At 61.0% G+C, this 14,458-nt stretch carries 11 protein-coding genes and 1 tRNA gene; 6 read left to right on the top strand and 6 right to left on the bottom strand.

What is annotated here, in order from left to right:
• The first annotated feature begins 5 nt into the window (after nt 1–5).
• Both OOZ52_RS05085 and OOZ52_RS05080 read left to right on the top strand, forming a co-directional pair.
• Nucleotides 6–4,283: a hypothetical protein gene (locus OOZ52_RS05085; protein WP_274697421.1), complete on the top strand. Its 4,278-nt coding sequence runs from the start codon at nt 6–8 to the stop codon at nt 4,281–4,283.
• 71 nt (nt 4,284–4,354) lie between these two features.
• On the top strand, nt 4,355–5,422 hold the full coding sequence (locus tag OOZ52_RS05080) for a YeiH family protein (RefSeq protein WP_274697420.1): 1,068 nt from the start codon (nt 4,355–4,357) through the stop codon (nt 5,420–5,422).
• 8 nt (nt 5,423–5,430) lie between these two features.
• On the opposite strand, the gene OOZ52_RS05075 is transcribed toward OOZ52_RS05080, so the two are convergent.
• Nucleotides 5,431–5,907 (bottom strand): Lrp/AsnC family transcriptional regulator, encoded by a 477-nt coding sequence (locus tag OOZ52_RS05075; RefSeq protein ID WP_274697419.1) that lies wholly within the window; start codon nt 5,905–5,907, stop codon nt 5,431–5,433.
• 108 nt (nt 5,908–6,015) lie between these two features.
• On the opposite strand from OOZ52_RS05075, the gene OOZ52_RS05070 reads away from it, so the two are divergent.
• On the top strand, nt 6,016–6,252 hold the full coding sequence (locus OOZ52_RS05070; RefSeq protein WP_274697418.1) for a DUF6356 family protein: 237 nt from the start codon (nt 6,016–6,018) through the stop codon (nt 6,250–6,252).
• A gap of 19 nt (nt 6,253–6,271) precedes the next feature.
• On the opposite strand, the gene OOZ52_RS05065 is transcribed toward OOZ52_RS05070, so the two are convergent.
• Nucleotides 6,272–6,346 (bottom strand) — tRNA-Val (locus OOZ52_RS05065).
• 77 nt (nt 6,347–6,423) lie between these two features.
• Entirely contained in the window at nt 6,424–8,325 is a 1,902-nt protein-coding gene (gene sppA / locus OOZ52_RS05060; protein ID WP_274697417.1) for a signal peptide peptidase SppA, read from the bottom strand.
• 185 nt (nt 8,326–8,510) lie between these two features.
• Between sppA and OOZ52_RS05055 the strand changes: the two genes are divergently transcribed.
• Genes OOZ52_RS05055 through OOZ52_RS05045 form a run of 3 tightly spaced genes read left to right on the top strand, consistent with a single transcriptional unit; the run spans nt 8,511 to nt 11,519 of the window.
• Entirely contained in the window at nt 8,511–9,542 is a 1,032-nt protein-coding gene (locus OOZ52_RS05055) for an aspartate carbamoyltransferase catalytic subunit (protein WP_274697416.1), read from the top strand.
• A complete protein-coding gene (locus OOZ52_RS05050; RefSeq protein ID WP_446698112.1) occupies nt 9,539–10,768 on the top strand; it encodes a dihydroorotase in 1,230 nt (409 codons plus the stop codon). Before OOZ52_RS05055 ends, OOZ52_RS05050 begins: the two co-directional genes overlap by 4 nt.
• Nucleotides 10,758–11,519, top strand: coding sequence for an SDR family NAD(P)-dependent oxidoreductase (locus OOZ52_RS05045; RefSeq protein ID WP_274697414.1), 762 nt, complete (start codon nt 10,758–10,760; stop codon nt 11,517–11,519). Before OOZ52_RS05050 ends, OOZ52_RS05045 begins: the two co-directional genes overlap by 11 nt.
• 72 nt (nt 11,520–11,591) lie before the next feature.
• On the opposite strand, the gene OOZ52_RS05040 is transcribed toward OOZ52_RS05045, so the two are convergent.
• The 3 genes from OOZ52_RS05040 to OOZ52_RS05030 are packed head-to-tail and all read right to left on the bottom strand — an operon-like array spanning nt 11,592 to nt 14,238.
• The gene (locus OOZ52_RS05040) at nt 11,592–13,046 is read right to left on the bottom strand and encodes an SPOR domain-containing protein (protein ID WP_274697413.1); all 1,455 of its coding nucleotides are present in this window, start codon (nt 13,044–13,046) and stop codon (nt 11,592–11,594) included.
• A gap of 14 nt (nt 13,047–13,060) precedes the next feature.
• Entirely contained in the window at nt 13,061–13,528 is a 468-nt protein-coding gene (locus OOZ52_RS05035; protein WP_274697412.1) for a hypothetical protein, read from the bottom strand.
• Complete coding sequence (locus tag OOZ52_RS05030) at nt 13,528–14,238, bottom strand: ParA family protein (RefSeq protein WP_274697411.1); 711 nt, start codon at nt 14,236–14,238, stop codon at nt 13,528–13,530. Before OOZ52_RS05030 ends, OOZ52_RS05035 begins: the two co-directional genes overlap by 1 nt.
• Nucleotides 14,239–14,458: the final 220 nt, after the last annotated feature.

The following is a 14,458-nucleotide window of genomic DNA, read 5'->3' as shown; positions in this document are numbered from 1 at the left end:
TCGCCATGAGCAAGATCAAGACGACCTCCACCAAGATGTTTAATGGCAAAGCAGGCCTGCTGCTGGCCGGTGTCTCGGGCATTGCCTGTCTCGCTACGACAGCGCCCGTCCAGGCATCCGATATCGGTGCACAGAGCGAATTCTCTGCGCTATCTTCGATTGCCCTAGGCGAAAGCAACGGTGCCGTAGATGAGCGTGCTGCACGCGAAGATCACCGTACGGCTGCCCCGGAATTGCGCGATATCGGTGTGTCTCGTGACACATCGTCAGTGGGACCGGTCCTGTCGCTCGGACTCGTAGACTTTGCCGATACTGTGCAGCGCGGCACACCTGCCAGCTTCCTCGGTTACAGCAATTATCCGGCCTTCGTCGAACGCGCCGAACTGCGGCTTTTCGCTGCGGGTTCGGATCTGAGCGGGCCGCCACATGCGGTCATTCCCGCCGACAAGGACGGCGTAATGACATGGACGCCCAGCACCTATGCGGCTGACCGCATGGTGGCCGTCTACCGTGTCTATGATGCCGATGGGAATTTTGACGAGACACAAGCGCAGGATCTGAAAGTTCTGTCCGCTGGTACAAAGCTTACCCGTGAGCGCATGACGCGACCCGAATTTGGTGTCGTCGACAGTGCTGCGCAGCGTGGTATTGCTCTGGATCAGGCGCAGCCCGTGGCCATTTCCGGAACAGTGGATGGCGACGTTTCGCGCCTGCATGTTTCCGGCCAGCTTACGGCGCACGATGCAGGGACGGGTCAGTTCTTCTCCAGCCAGTTGCTGCCTTCGGACTGCACCGACCTTTCGATCATCGCTACCGATGATTGCGGCACAGCGCATGCGCTTTCCTCCGCACTGATGCCGGACGTGCAGGATGTACTGAATGCGGGGGCTTCGCAGGATGATCCGCAAGACGGACTGACGATCGTAACGGGTGAGCTGGGCGACGACGCTTTCGACCACGCTATTGATGTGCGCGTCGATTCCGGTCGCATCGACCCTGTGCTGGCCACTGGACTCGCAGACAGCGTGCGTGTGGTCGTGCGCGGTGAGACCGCGACATTCGTCAGCTACAACAACTATCCAGCACTTATCGAGCGCGGAGAGATCCGAGTTTTTGAGCGTGGCGTGAGCGCAGCCTCGACCCCGTTCGCAATCATTCCGGTCGATGCCAATGGTGTTGCTCAGTGGCAGCCCGATGCTGCAGCCCGGCAAGACATGTTCTTTGTCTACCGCGTCTATGACGCCGAAGGACAATTCGACGAGACCATTGCCCATGAGCTGACGGTTCTTCACGAGCGTCCGGGCGATGACGAACCGCCAAGCCGCCCGCTGTTTGGTACACAGGATGAAGCTGCCACCCGCACGATCCGCCAGCGCCGTACGTCGACCGTTACTGTGTCAGGTGCTGCGCAGCCGGGGGCCGACATGGTCCGTGTCGGCGACCAGATTGTTCCCGTGGACGAGAACGGCCGCTGGGTCGGCGAGCAGATCATTCCGCAGGGCATGGACCAGATCACCGTGGCTATCGGGCAGGGCGATGACGTGCAGTTCGCTGCCATCCGCAACCTGCAAAGCGATAGCGATGACTGGTTTATCGTCGGTCAGGGTGAAGTCACCTTTGGCACCACGTGGTCGAGCGGTCCCGCAGAGGACGTGAGCGGATCGACGCTTGCAGACGGCGACTATGCGATTGGCCGCGCGGCCTTCTACGCCAACGGCCCGCTGGGCGGCGATTGGGAAGTCACTGCGTCGCTCGATACGGGCGAGGCAGAGGTGCAGGACCTGCTGTCCAACCTCGATCGCAAGGACCCGCGCCAGCTGCTGCGCCGGATCACCTCCGAGCAATACTATCCCACCTACGGCGATGATTCGACGCTTGTTGAAGATGCGCCAACACAGGGCCGTTTCTATCTCCGTGTGGAGAACGGCCTCAGCCAGGCGATCATCGGCAACTTCGTGGCGCAGGCCACGGGCACCGATCTGGTCCAGCTGGATCGCGGCCTGTTTGGTGCGCTGATTGACATCAACACCGCCGGCACCACCAGCTTTGGTGAGCGCGATGCGCAGCTGCTGGCATTCGCTTCCGATCCGGGCACGGTGCCGGCACGTGAAGAATTCCGCGGTACGGGCGGCTCGCTCTACTTCCTGCAGCGTCAGGATGTAACCGTCGGTTCTGAACGCGTTCGCGTGGAAATCCGCGACCGCGAAACGGGTATCGTGATCGAGAGCACCGATCTGCACCCGCGTCAGGACTATGATTTCGATCCGTTCAACGGCCGTCTCACTCTGCTGCGTCCGCTCGGTTCGACTGCCAATACCGGCGGTACCGTGCGCGAAGGCAGTGCTGCGGGCAATGTGCCTGTGCTGGTCGTCCGCTACGAATATACGCCTCCGGTAGGCAGCCTTGACGGCTACACCGTCGGCGCGCGCGGCACGGTTTGGGTGGGTGATACCCTCCGCTTTGGTGCGACCGCACAGCGCGATACCGTAGAAGAAGCAAACCAGACTTTGCTCGGTGCCGATGCGCTGCTGCGTATCACCGCCGGAACATTCGTGCGCGCCGAAGTGGCGCAGAGCGAAGGTCCGGGTTTCGCGCAGTCGAATTCCATCGATGGCGGCCTGTCATTCACCGATATCGCCAATCCTGGCGCGAATATTACGGCGCAGGCATATCGTGCAGAAGTAGGTGTGAATTTTGCCGAACTGGCTGGACGTCAGGGCAACATGGGCACGATCACCGGCTTCTTCGAGCACATGGATGCCGGCTACTCCGCTGCTGGGCGCCTCTCGCCGACTGAAACGCAGCGTTGGGGCCTTGCCGCCGACATTCCGCTGGGTGAAACCGGCAATGTTCGCGCCAGCTACGACAGTTTCGACGCAGAAGGGCGCGGTAGCAACAAAACCGCCGAACTCGACCTGTCGAACAACTTTACTCTGTCCGGCGGCATCCTGACTGCAAGCCTTGGCGTGCGTCACGATGATCTGACACCGGGCGCGCTGTTCAACGCTACGCAGAATGGCAGTCGCACTGACGCCGCGCTTGAGCTGAAGTACGCGCCGTCGAACACGTTCTGGACTGTCCATGCATTCGGGCAGGCCACGCTGGATAACGACGCCAGCCGTCAGCGTAACAACCGCGTTGGTGCGGGCGTAACGGCTGACCTGAGCGATCGCTTCTCTCTGACGGGCGAGCTTTCGGGCGGTGACGGTGGCCTTGGTGCCGACGTGCAGCTGAACCATCGTCTGGGCGAAGGCTCTGAAGCCTATGTCGGCTACACCCTGCTGGCCGACCGTACCGATACCGGGCTGGAGCCGCAGAATCTCTTCACCGGGCAGCCGGGTGGGGCGCTGGTAGTTGGTGCACGTCACCGCTTCACAGACAGCCTTTCCGTCTTTGGCGAAAACCGTGTGAGTGTGGGTGGCGACGTGCCGACGCTGGCGCGCAGCTTCGGCCTGCAGTTCGATCCGACGGACGAATTCAGCGTGACCGGTACATTCGAGAATGGCCGGATTGAAGACCCGAATGCAGGCGTATTCCGTCGTACCGCGGGCTCTATCGCGCTTGGCTATCAGACCGACGATGTGCGTGCAGGCACTGCTCTGGAAGTCCGCCATGAAGATGGCGTGGCCGTTGGCGGTGGCGACCAGACCGTCTGGCTGTTGCGCTCGAACTTCAGCTATGCGGTGAATCCGGATTGGCGCTTTGTCAGCCAGTTCAACATCGCGCGCGCGGATACCGAAGGTACCTCTATCCGTGCAGCCGAGTTTACCGAGGCGATTGCCGGCTTCGCTTACCGCCCGATCGACAACGATCGCGTCAATGGCATTGTACGCTTCCAGTACTTCGAGGATCTTGGTCCGGTTGGCCAGATCACCGGGTCCGGCGCAGTGGAAAGCCCGAAGCAGGAAAGCCTGATCTTCAGTGCGGACTTCAATTTCGATCTGTCTGATCGTTTGACGCTGGGCACCCGCTACGGCTATCGCAACGGCCGCGTTTCGCTCGGACGCGATTCCGATGAATTTGTGAGTTCGGACGCTCACCTCGCGGTTGTCCGCCTCGACTACAACGTCATCCGCGAGTGGGATGTGATGGCTGAAGGTCGCGCGCTGTGGGTGACCCAGGCGGACGATCTGCGTCTTGGTGCGCTGGGTGGCGTCTATCGCCACATCGGCGACACGGTGAAGGTCGGTGTCGGCTATTCCTGGTCGGACTTCTCGGATGATCTGACAGATCAGAGCTACACCAGCCACGGACCGTTCCTGAACATTCTCGGCCGCTTTTAGGCCGCTGCGGTTGATCTCTCGCCCGATCTGTGGCCAGAAGGCGCGGATCAGGAGGAGGGGACAGCCGCCGCATGAACACGGCCAATCGCGACTATTACAGCGGCGACCTGTTCGGTGAGTACTACCTCGCCGAAGGGCCCGCGGAAAAGCGGCGCTGGCGCGATTTTGTGCCGGGTTTGCTGCTGGCAGGAACAGTCGGGCTAGCTGCCGCATTTCTTGCCGGACAATATGCCTTCCCTGTCATGCTGCTGGGGCTCTTACTCGGCCTGGCTCTGAGCTTTGCCGGCGATGTGGACGCGGTAGCTCCGGGCCTCGATCTTGCTTCCAAGCGCCTTTTGCAAGTGGGCATCGCACTGCTTGGTCTGCAAGTCGGAGTAAGCGATCTTCTCCAGCTGGGCTGGACTGGCATGGTCAGCCTCTTTGCCGTTATGGCAGGTACTCTGCTGAGCGGAATTTTGACGGCGCGATGGATCGGGGAGGGGCGCGAGGCAGGTCTCTTGGCGGGCGGTGCGACAGCCATTTGCGGGGCATCGGCAGCGCTCGCTCTCTACGGCGTAATCGGCAAGGAAAGGCTTGATCAGGCGCGCTTTTCGGTGACGCTGGTCGGCGTGGCGCTCGCGAGCGCGATTGCCATGTCATTCTATCCCGCATTCGCCAAGCTGGTGGAACTGACCGATACGCAAGCAGGCTTCCTGATCGGCGCTTCCGTGCACGATGCAGCGCAGGCTATCGGTGGAGGCTATTCCTACTCTGACAGTGCAGGCGCTGCGGCGACCGTAACCAAGCTGGCGCGCGTTGCCATGCTGGGGCCAATCGTAGCGCTTGCGGCGATCTGGTTGGCACAGGGTGAAGAACAACAAGGAACCGGCAAGCGTAAGAGAATTTCCATGCCCTGGTTCGTCGCGGCGTTTATCGTGCTGGCCGTGATCGCCAATGCGGTGACGCTGCCAGAGCAGGCTCAATCCCACGCGCTCGACTTTTCCAAGGCTGTGCTGCTGCTCGCGGTGATCGCCACAGCTATGCGTTCGCGCCTCTCGCTCCTGCTTGAAGCTGGATGGCGCCCCTTGGTTCCGGTTGCGGTCGCAAGTCTTGTCGCGTTCCTCTTGGCAAGCACGCTGGCCTTGACCGTGATTGCCTGACCGGAACGCTAGTCAGGATGAGGCAGGGCTGTTGTCAGCTTCATTTCTTCCATGGAGAAGCTGGCAGTCACATCAGATAGGCCAGGCACGCGGGCTATCAGTCGCTGGTAGATCCGGTCATAATCGGCAATGTCTCGCACGCGAAGCTTGAGCATGTAGTCGATATCGCCCGCCATCCTGTGGCATTCGACGATTTCATCGATGCCGTCGATTGCAGATGCGAAGGTTTCCAGCCAGCTGGCATCGTGGCGCGTGGTACGAATCGCAACGAAGACACTCGTGCTCAGGCCAACTTTTACTGGATCGAGCAGAGCGACCCGCTTTGCGATGATCCCTTCATCTTCCATCCGCCTGATGCGTCGCCAGCATGGGTTGTGTGAAAGGCCAACCTTTTCGCCAATTGCGCCGACAGAAAGTGTCGCGTCGCCCTGCAAGACGCCAAGGATTGCCCAATCAATGGGATCAATTTTACGAATTTTGCTCATTTAAGGGATGTATTATCCAAGATGTGGAGAAAAAGCGAGAAGTTTGGGAGCCATTTGCTGGTGTGACAGTCTAGAAGAGCAGGAAATCACGTGAGGGAATGACATTTCATGCTGCGCAAGGCTTTTACCGAACATCCGGCATCAGTGGGTGAGACCTATTCCGAACATCTGGTCCATGCTTCGGGTTTTGGTCTGCGAATGATCGCGGGCGGGATTGCCTGCCTGCTGCACGGCATTTTCCCGTTCCTTTGCATCAAGACCGGCAGCCGCCAGATCACCACTTTGCACGACAAGATGGTCACCAACCGCGTGAAGTCACACGACGGCTGGACCTACATCATCTGACCCGATTATTCCGGAGGAATGGTGGGCGCGGCAAGGATTGAACTTGCGACCCCACCCGTGTGAAGGGTGTGCTCTACCACTGAGCTACGCGCCCGCCGGATACCTCGCTTGCAATAGCGATTCACGGCAGGGGCGGGCCTTTGCCACGCCCTGCTAGGATTGACAAGCGGTTCAGTCGCGCCAGAGCTGTGCAAGTGCGAAGAGCCAGTTGTCTGCGGCGCGCGGCGGGCCCGCAGCTGGTGTGGCTGACGGTAAAATTGTGCACTCAAGGCAGCGGGCCTGAATGCCCTGGGCTCCCATCAGTTGATCGAGGTCTTCGGTGATGCGACCAAGGCGTGCCATTTCCCTGCGCGTAAACATGGAAGTGACATCGCGTCCGGTCTGCTCTTTCGCATTCCCGCCCGCCCGCAGCTGGGCAAAGATGGAATCATAAGAGGGAGCGTTGGCCCCCAGATAGGTCACATCGTAGTCACCCTCGGCAAGTTCTGCGCGCTCTGCCGCCCATGCAATCGCTGCCTGCAAGTCGCCGAACTGGTCGACCAGACCAAGCTGACGTGCGGCACCGCCGTCCCATACGCGGCCCTGACCAAGCTCGTCTGCACGCTCGAGCGAGATGCCCCGTGCTTCCGCCACGAGGCCAAGGAAGCGCGAGTAGCTGGATTCAACGCCGGCCTGCAGCACGCTGTCGACTTCGGGGCTGAAACCGTCGAACAGGTCCGGCTGGCCCGAAAGGCCCGTGGTGCGCACGCCATCGGTGCTCACGCCATAGTCGCTCAGCACGCCTTCAAAGCTTGGCACCACGACAAACACGCCGATTGATCCGGTGAGCGTTTGCGGTTCGGCAAAGATGCGGTCCGCTGGCGTTGCCACCCAGTATCCGCCGCTTGCCGCATAATTGCCCATGGATACTGCAATCGGGATGCCTGCATCTTTATGACGCAGGATCGCACGGCGGATTGTTTCGGAGCCCGTAACCGTGCCGCCCGGGGAGTTCACCCGAACGACAAGAGCATCAAACCCTTCATCCAGAGCGTTATCGAGGAGGTTGGCGATGCGTTCCGCTCCGGCCGAGCCGGGCCCCGCTTCACCATCGCTGATCACACCCGCGATAGTAACAACGCCGATCTTGTTATCGTTGCCGAGGTCGATGCCACCATTCACGTCGGCCAGCCATGGATCGTACTCGGTCGCTGCGAAAGAGCCGGGATCGTCATTCCAGCGGTCTTCGCCAACAACCTGGGCAATCCGCTCACCCCATTCGACACGGGTGCCGATACGATCGGCGAGGCCAGCTGCCAAAGAGGCTTCGGCAATGTCGTTGTTCGACGCTGCGAGCCAACCGGCAACATCGCTGGTCACAAGATCAATGTCAGCATCGGGACGGGCCTGTTGCACATTGGCGCGCCATTCTTCCCAGATTGTGGCGAGCAATTGCGCCATGTTCTCGCGCGCTTCAGGAGACATGCCAGTTTCCGTCCACGGTTCGACCGCGCTCTTGTATGTGCCGACGCGATAGACGTTGGCGGTTACGTTGAACCGCTCCAACGCATTGGCATAGTAGAGGTTTTCTCCACCCGGGCCGGTGATAGCAACGCCGCCCAGCGGGTCCACCCAGATCTCGTCCGAATGCGCGGCAAGCAGCACGGAAGAGTCGGAATAGGCAACTGCGTAGGAATAAATCGGTTTGTCGCTCGCACGGAAACGATCGAGCGCTTCGCTTACCTCCTGCAGATTGACCGCGCCGCCACCCAGAAACCCTGTGAGGTCGAGCGCGAGAGCCTCAATCCGCTCGTCAGATGCGGCGGCGTCAATTGCAGCCACAAGTTCGCGCGCAGCATACTCGCGTGTCGGCACGGTGTTGGAAAGTAATGCTGCGAAAGGATCGATTGGCGCCACCTCTTCCACCACCACGCCATCAAGGTCGAGCAGCAGAGCTCCATCACGCACCACGCCGGGATTGGGCCGCGCGCTCAACAGTGCGAACAGCATCATGAAGAAGAGCAGCAGGAAGAGGAGCGCGAGGCCATCTTTGACCGCGACCAGAAACTTCCAGACTTTGCGTGCGAATGCCATGCGGAACCCCGTTGGAACAATTGCTTTGGTGATGACCTAGTGGCGCGCGGCAGCTTACGCTAGCCCTCAAGCGATTTGCGCCTGATTTGGCTCGACAAACGCGCCAGAAACGTAAACGCGATCTTGCGACTTTGGCATCAAAGCCATTGCCAGCCCTGCCACTGCGCCCTAAGGGGCATGCTTTAATGACATCGCCGCAGAACACCCCAGCCAGCGCCCGCTTTCCGGCGGGTGGCCGCGCTTTTCCGCATCGTGACCTGATCGCCATCGGTGATCTGGAGCGCCACGAAATTCTCTACCTGCTTGCTGAGGCAGAGCAGTATGTTGAATTCAACCGCCAGGCTGCCAAACATACGGACAAGCTGGCGGGCCTCACCATCATCAACGCCTTCTTCGAAAACAGCACGCGAACGCTGTTGAGCTTCGAGATCGCAGGCAAGCGGCTGGGCGCGGATGTGGTGAACATGCATGCCGCGCAAAGCTCTGTAAAAAAGGGCGAAACGCTGATCGATACGGCCGTGACGCTCAATGCGATGCGTGCTGATGCGATTGTCATCCGGCATGGTTCGTCAGGCGCGGTTGGCCTGATAGCGGGCAAAGTCGATTGTCCGGTTTTGAATGCGGGTGACGGGCAGCACGAGCATCCTACACAAGCCCTGCTCGATGCGCTCGCGCTGCGCTTGAAGCTACGCGAGATGGGCCACGATGCGGAAGATTTCACCGGTCTGACGGTGACGATTTGCGGCGATATTCTGCACAGCCGGGTCGCACGGTCGAACATTCTGTGCCTGCAAGCGCTGGGCGCGACGGTGCGCCTCTGTGCTCCTCCAGCGCTTATGCCAAGTGGCATCGCAAACATGGGTGTCGAGCCGTACAATCGCTTCGACGATGCCCTCAAAGGTTCCGACGTGGTTATGATGCTGCGTTTGCAGAACGAGCGGATGGACGGACAGTTCATTCCATCACCGCGCGAGTACCGGCACCTCTATGGCCTGACCAGAGATCGGCTCGCGCTGGCAAATGACCAAGCGATTGTGATGCATCCCGGGCCGATGAACCGCGGGGTTGAGATTGATAGTGATGTGGCGGACATGGAAGGCCGGTCAATCATCACCGCCCAGGTCGAAATGGGCGTTGCGATCCGCATGGCGTGCCTCGATGTTCTGACGCGAAAGGCGCGGGCGATCGAAGGCTGGGGCGAGGGGGAATGGGTATGACACAGGCCTCCACCACCATCACCAACGCTCAGGTCGTGACAAGCGCGGGGCTTGTCGACGGCTCGCTGCGCTTTGTTGATGGCTCCGTCGAGACGCTGGACGCTGTTGCGCCGAAGGATGGAGACCTCGTTGTCGATGCTGGCGGCAAGATCGTTGCACCGGGCCTCGTCGATCTTGGCGTCTTCGCCATCGACAAACCCGCGTTGCACTTCGGCGGGATCACCCGCGCGGCGCTCATGCCCGACCAGTCTCCGCCGCTCGACCATCCGGCGCGGGTTCGCTTTGCGACGCAGAGCGGCAAGCCCGATTTCTGGGTCCACCCGCTGGCTGCGGCGACCACTGGGCTGGAAGGACAACAACTAGCCGAAATCGCCCTGATGCAAGACGCTGGTGCAAAGGCCATTGCCACTGGCCGACAGTGGATTGGCGACAGCGGCGTGATGATGCGACTGCTGCAATATGCCGCCATGCTCGATCTGGTGGTGATCACCCATGCAGAGGATGCAGGGCTGGGTGGAAACGCGGCCGCAACGGCGGGTGAAATGGCAACACGGCTCGGATTGCCCAGCGCTCCTAAAGAGGCCGAAACACTGGCTCTGGCGCGCGACATTGCACTGGCCGAGGCGAGCGGCGCGCGCCTCCATGCCCGGCAAGTCACCACGCGTGCAGGACTTGAGCTGGTGCGACAGGCGAAGGCTCGCGGGGTTGCCGTAACTGCGGGCATAACTCCAGCGCATTTCATGCTGTCCGATCTAGCGATTGCGGACTTCCGTACCTTTGCGCGTCTCTCTCCGCCGCTGCGTGAAGAAGATGACCGACAGGCTGTGATCGAGGCGATTGGTGACGGCACTATCGATGTCATTTCCAGCGGCCACGATCCACGTGGGCCTGAGGATAAGCGACTGCCCTTTGCTGATGCCGCGTCCGGTATGTCGGGCGCAGAAACGCTTCTGCCACTGACATTGACGTTGGTCCGCGATGGCGTGATCGACATGTCGCGTGCTTTCGAATTGCTGGCAGGCAATCCCGCTCGGCTGTTGGGAGTGAACGCCGGAGAGCTTGCGGAAGGCAAGGAAGCTGACATCGCAATTATCGATCCAGAGGCGCCGTGGATCGTCAATTCGGGCGACATGGAAGCCCAGGCCGGCAACACCCCGTTTGACCGGCAGCCCGTGCAGGGCCGGGTGACCGCGCTGTTCATGGGAGGAATTCGCATTGACCTATGATTTTTCGGGCAAGACAGCTCTCGTTACCGGTGCGGCTTCAGGAATAGGCGCTGCATGCGCAAAGTTGCTGGCTGAAGGCGGTGTGGCGAAACTGATCCTCGTCGACATAAACAAGGAACCGCTCGAAGCTTTCAACTTTGATTGCGAGACGGTGATCCACGCAGGCGATGTCGCCGATGAAGCTTTGTGGGACGGGATCGAGGCCGCAGGCGGCACAATCGATCTAGCGGTACTCAATGCAGGCATCCCCGGCGATGGAGAGCCTATTGCGAAGATGAGCCTCGACAACTGGCGCCGGGTCATGAGCGTCAATCTCGATGGCGCCTTCCTCTCGCTGCGCACTTCCATCCGCATGGCCAAAAAGGGTACGTCCATCGTGCTCACATCGTCGGTGACTGCGGTGAAGCCGGAAATGGGCATTGCACACTATGCTTCATCCAAGGCGGCAGTGAAGCATCTGACAAAGGTTGCGGCGAAAGAATGTGCATCGCGCGGCATCCGCGTGAACGCGATTGCGCCGGGAGGAACCGACACCGGCATCTGGGACGGAGCACCGTTCTTTGAAGATCTAGTGGAAAAGCACCAAGGGGACCGGGCGGGTGCCATTGCGACAATGGCGGCGCAGGTGACTCCGATGGGCCGCTTTGCCACGTCGGAAGAGATGGCAGGGCAGATCATGTTCCTGCTGTCCGATGCTGCGGCTTTCACTACCGGCAGTACACTTGTGGCTGACGGCGGCTTCCGTCTGTAAGCAGCGCAAAAGAAAACCCCTCCCGGTTAGGGGAGGGGTTTTCCTGTTGTCTCTCGGAGAGAGAAAGAGGTCTTAGCGGCGCGCGAGACGGACGCCGGTATCAACTGCACCTGGCAGCGGGCTGTTGGCAGCCCAGCTGATGCAACCTTCACCGTTGGAAGAGTTTACGCGGCCACACATGGCGGTGCTCGACGCGCGGTCATAGCCACCGGCAGAAACGCGCCAGTAGTTGCGGCCATTGACTACAGCCTGCGTGATCACGCGTTCGCGATCAGCCAGCTCGGGGTAGCGTGCGACGTAGATGTTCCATGCGCGCATTGCACCCGCTTCGCTCGAGAAACTGCCCAGCTGCACAAGGTGCGTGGGGTTGGCGACCGGGGTTGCTGCCGAAGCAGGAGCTGCAGACGGAGCCACTTCGGCAGCAGGGCTGGCGGTGCGGGCCGGAGCTGCTGCCGGACGCGAGGTTGCGAGGGCAGGGCGGGCGATTTCAGGAAGGCGCGGAGCCGAAGCAGCTGGCGCTGCCGGCGGCGGCGGGGCAAATGCACTCGGTGCACTTCCCGGTGTTGATTGAACGACCGGACGGCTGGCGTAGCTCGTGTTTGGTGCCTGTACGGGAGCGAGCGCCGGGCCACTGCCAAAGGCACTAGCGAAAGTGCTCGGGCTATCGGCAGGAGCGCCAACTTGCGGCAAGGCACCGCCAGTAGCCGGAACGTTCATGCGGTCAGTATCGATAGCAGCAAGCTCGCCATTGGCATCAACCGCAGGAGCAGACGCTTCGTAGGCAAGCTGTGAGGCGCCGGGTGCGTTGACCAGTGCGAGATGGACTGGCTGGCCGCTATCGCGGACATTGGCAGGCACACCCAGCAGACCGGCAACGCGAGCCTGATAGGCTTCTGCATGGGTAAGCTGCGCCCACTCTGCCATGCGATTGCCCACTTCATGCGCCGGCACGTCCTGCGCGACCATCATGCGGGCTTCGCGCCAGCGACCGGCCACAGCATAGGCATAGGCGAGGTTCTGGCGGGTCTTGACCGAGTTATCGCCGCCGCGAATGGCATTGGTGAGAATGTGGATTCCGCGTTCCGGCTGACCGGCGAGCGCGAAGGCGAGGCCGATATCGGCAGAAGCAATGCGGCCTTCCCAATCGCTCAGGACAGCAGAAGCTTCCGAGTAACGGGCCTGGCCGGTAAGGGCGAGCGCAAGGCTAAGTGCGGCACGCGGGCTATTCTCACCCAACGCCATCGCATCTTCAAAGCTGGTCGAAGCCGCGCCGAAGCGACCGGCTTCAAGATAGGCATTGCCCAGCGTCATGCGGTAAGCTGCGTTGCGCGGCTCTGCAGCCACGGCAGCTTCGGCAGACTGGATGGCAGCGCCGTGTTCGCCGTTGGCCATGGCCATGCGGGCGTCGGCTGCGGAAACATCTGCACGCGGGGCAGCATTACCGGCACAGCCGGAGAGCAGCACAGCGGCCATCGCGGTGGTTACACCCAGGCCGAGCATCGGATTGCGCTTTTCCATGGAGTACATAGTCAGGTTTCCCTTCAGGCCGTGTTCTTCTTGCCATTCACCTGTGCGGCGATGGCATCGAGTTCAGGAATTGCGTCAAGGAAGCGGTCTAGCGCTTCGGTGACGAGTGCCTGCGCGCTCATGTCTTGCATGGTGCTGGCAAGGCGCATCTTAAGGTGACGCTCCGCATCAAGGCGCAGCGTGAAGGCTGCGCGCTTTCCCTGCGACACGGCGCTGCGGCGCGCCTTCACAGGTGCATCGGGCATGATGTGCGGACGATTGTTAGCAACGGGCAGGGGAACGACCTGATCGTTCTCACCCATGTCATTCCAACCCAGATCCGACTGGCTATCGGCCAGATCGTCAAAGTCATCGCCCAGTTGTGCGGTGCGATCTGAAGTAGTCAGCTGCGCGCGCATGGCGGGCTTGGCGGTTCCCTTGCGGGCCAGAAGCATCGGCCCGAGAGAGGCGAACTGGGTTTCGCTGGCGGCCGAGCTGCTCATTACTGTGCCACCCGGCGGCCGAAGCCTGCCTGCTGCGAGTTGCCGGTCTGCGGGCGCTGGCCCGGAGCGGCAAATACGGTGCGGCGGAAGTTCTTTTCAAGGCGGTCTGCCACATAGTGCCACAGTGCGGTGACTTCCTGCGCGGAGCGGCCTTCCGGATCCACTTCCATCACCGTGCGGCCATCGATCATCGAGGCGGCAAAATCGGTGCGGTGGTGGACGGTGATCGGGGCAACGGTGCCGTGCTGCGAAAGGGCAACGGCCGCTTCCGAAGTGATCTTGGCCTTGGGGGTGGCGGCGTTCACAACGAAGATCAGCGGCTTGCCGGCGCGTTCGCACAGGTCAACCGTAGCACCGACAGCGCGCAGATCGTGCGGGCTGGGGCGGGTCGGTACGACCATCAGCTCTGCAACCGAGATCACTGACTGGATCGCCATGGTAATGGCAGGAGGCGTGTCGATGACAGCGAGCTTGAAACCCTGCTGGCGCAGGATTGCAAGGTCGTTGGCCAGCCGTGCGACAGTCGTCTGGGCGAAAGCCGGGAATTCGGCCTCACGCTCATTCCACCAGTCGGCAAGCGAACCCTGCGGATCGATGTCGATCAGAACGACGGGACCGGCGCCGGCACGCTGTGCCTGTACGGCCAGATGCCCGGAAAGAGTGGTCTTACCCGAGCCACCCTTCTGTGATGCCAAAGCTAGAACGCGCAAGGCTGTTCCCCCTAAAATCTCTTACCCGGACCGGGATGGTTTGCGGGCTTTCCGGGGCATGGCTTCGCAGGATACCGTTTATTTTGAGTTAATTCGGGATCATTGAATGTGTGACGTCACGCAGCGGGGATTGCGCAATTGCTGCACCTGCAACCTGTAATTTGTCGTATCCCGCAGGAGATGGCGTTTTGCACGGGAAGAAATAATCGGGTGCCATAAA

The organism is Aurantiacibacter sp. D1-12, from assembly GCF_028858515.1.
GTDB lineage: Bacteria > Pseudomonadota > Alphaproteobacteria > Sphingomonadales > Sphingomonadaceae > Alteraurantiacibacter.
Note: the sequence above shows the minus strand (reverse complement) of the source record. Positions and strands in the feature narration are given on the sequence as shown.

Excerpts from the sequence above, each read along its gene's own strand:
- OOZ52_RS05040 (WP_274697413.1), bottom strand. The coding sequence starts at position 13,046 with ATGTACTCCATGGAAAAGCGCAATCCGATGCTCGGCCTGGGTGTAACC.
- sppA (WP_274697417.1), bottom strand. The coding sequence starts at position 8,325 with ATGGCATTCGCACGCAAAGTCTGGAAGTTTCTGGTCGCGGTCAAAGAT.
- OOZ52_RS05050 (WP_446698112.1), top strand. The coding sequence starts at position 9,539 with ATGACACAGGCCTCCACCACCATCACCAACGCTCAGGTCGTGACAAGC.
- OOZ52_RS05070 (WP_274697418.1), top strand. The coding sequence starts at position 6,016 with ATGCTGCGCAAGGCTTTTACCGAACATCCGGCATCAGTGGGTGAGACC.
- OOZ52_RS05055 (WP_274697416.1), top strand. The coding sequence starts at position 8,511 with ATGACATCGCCGCAGAACACCCCAGCCAGCGCCCGCTTTCCGGCGGGT.
- OOZ52_RS05085 (WP_274697421.1), top strand. The coding sequence starts at position 6 with ATGAGCAAGATCAAGACGACCTCCACCAAGATGTTTAATGGCAAAGCA.
- OOZ52_RS05080 (WP_274697420.1), top strand. The coding sequence starts at position 4,355 with ATGAACACGGCCAATCGCGACTATTACAGCGGCGACCTGTTCGGTGAG.
- OOZ52_RS05075 (WP_274697419.1), bottom strand. The coding sequence starts at position 5,907 with ATGAGCAAAATTCGTAAAATTGATCCCATTGATTGGGCAATCCTTGGC.
- OOZ52_RS05035 (WP_274697412.1), bottom strand. The coding sequence starts at position 13,528 with ATGAGCAGCTCGGCCGCCAGCGAAACCCAGTTCGCCTCTCTCGGGCCG.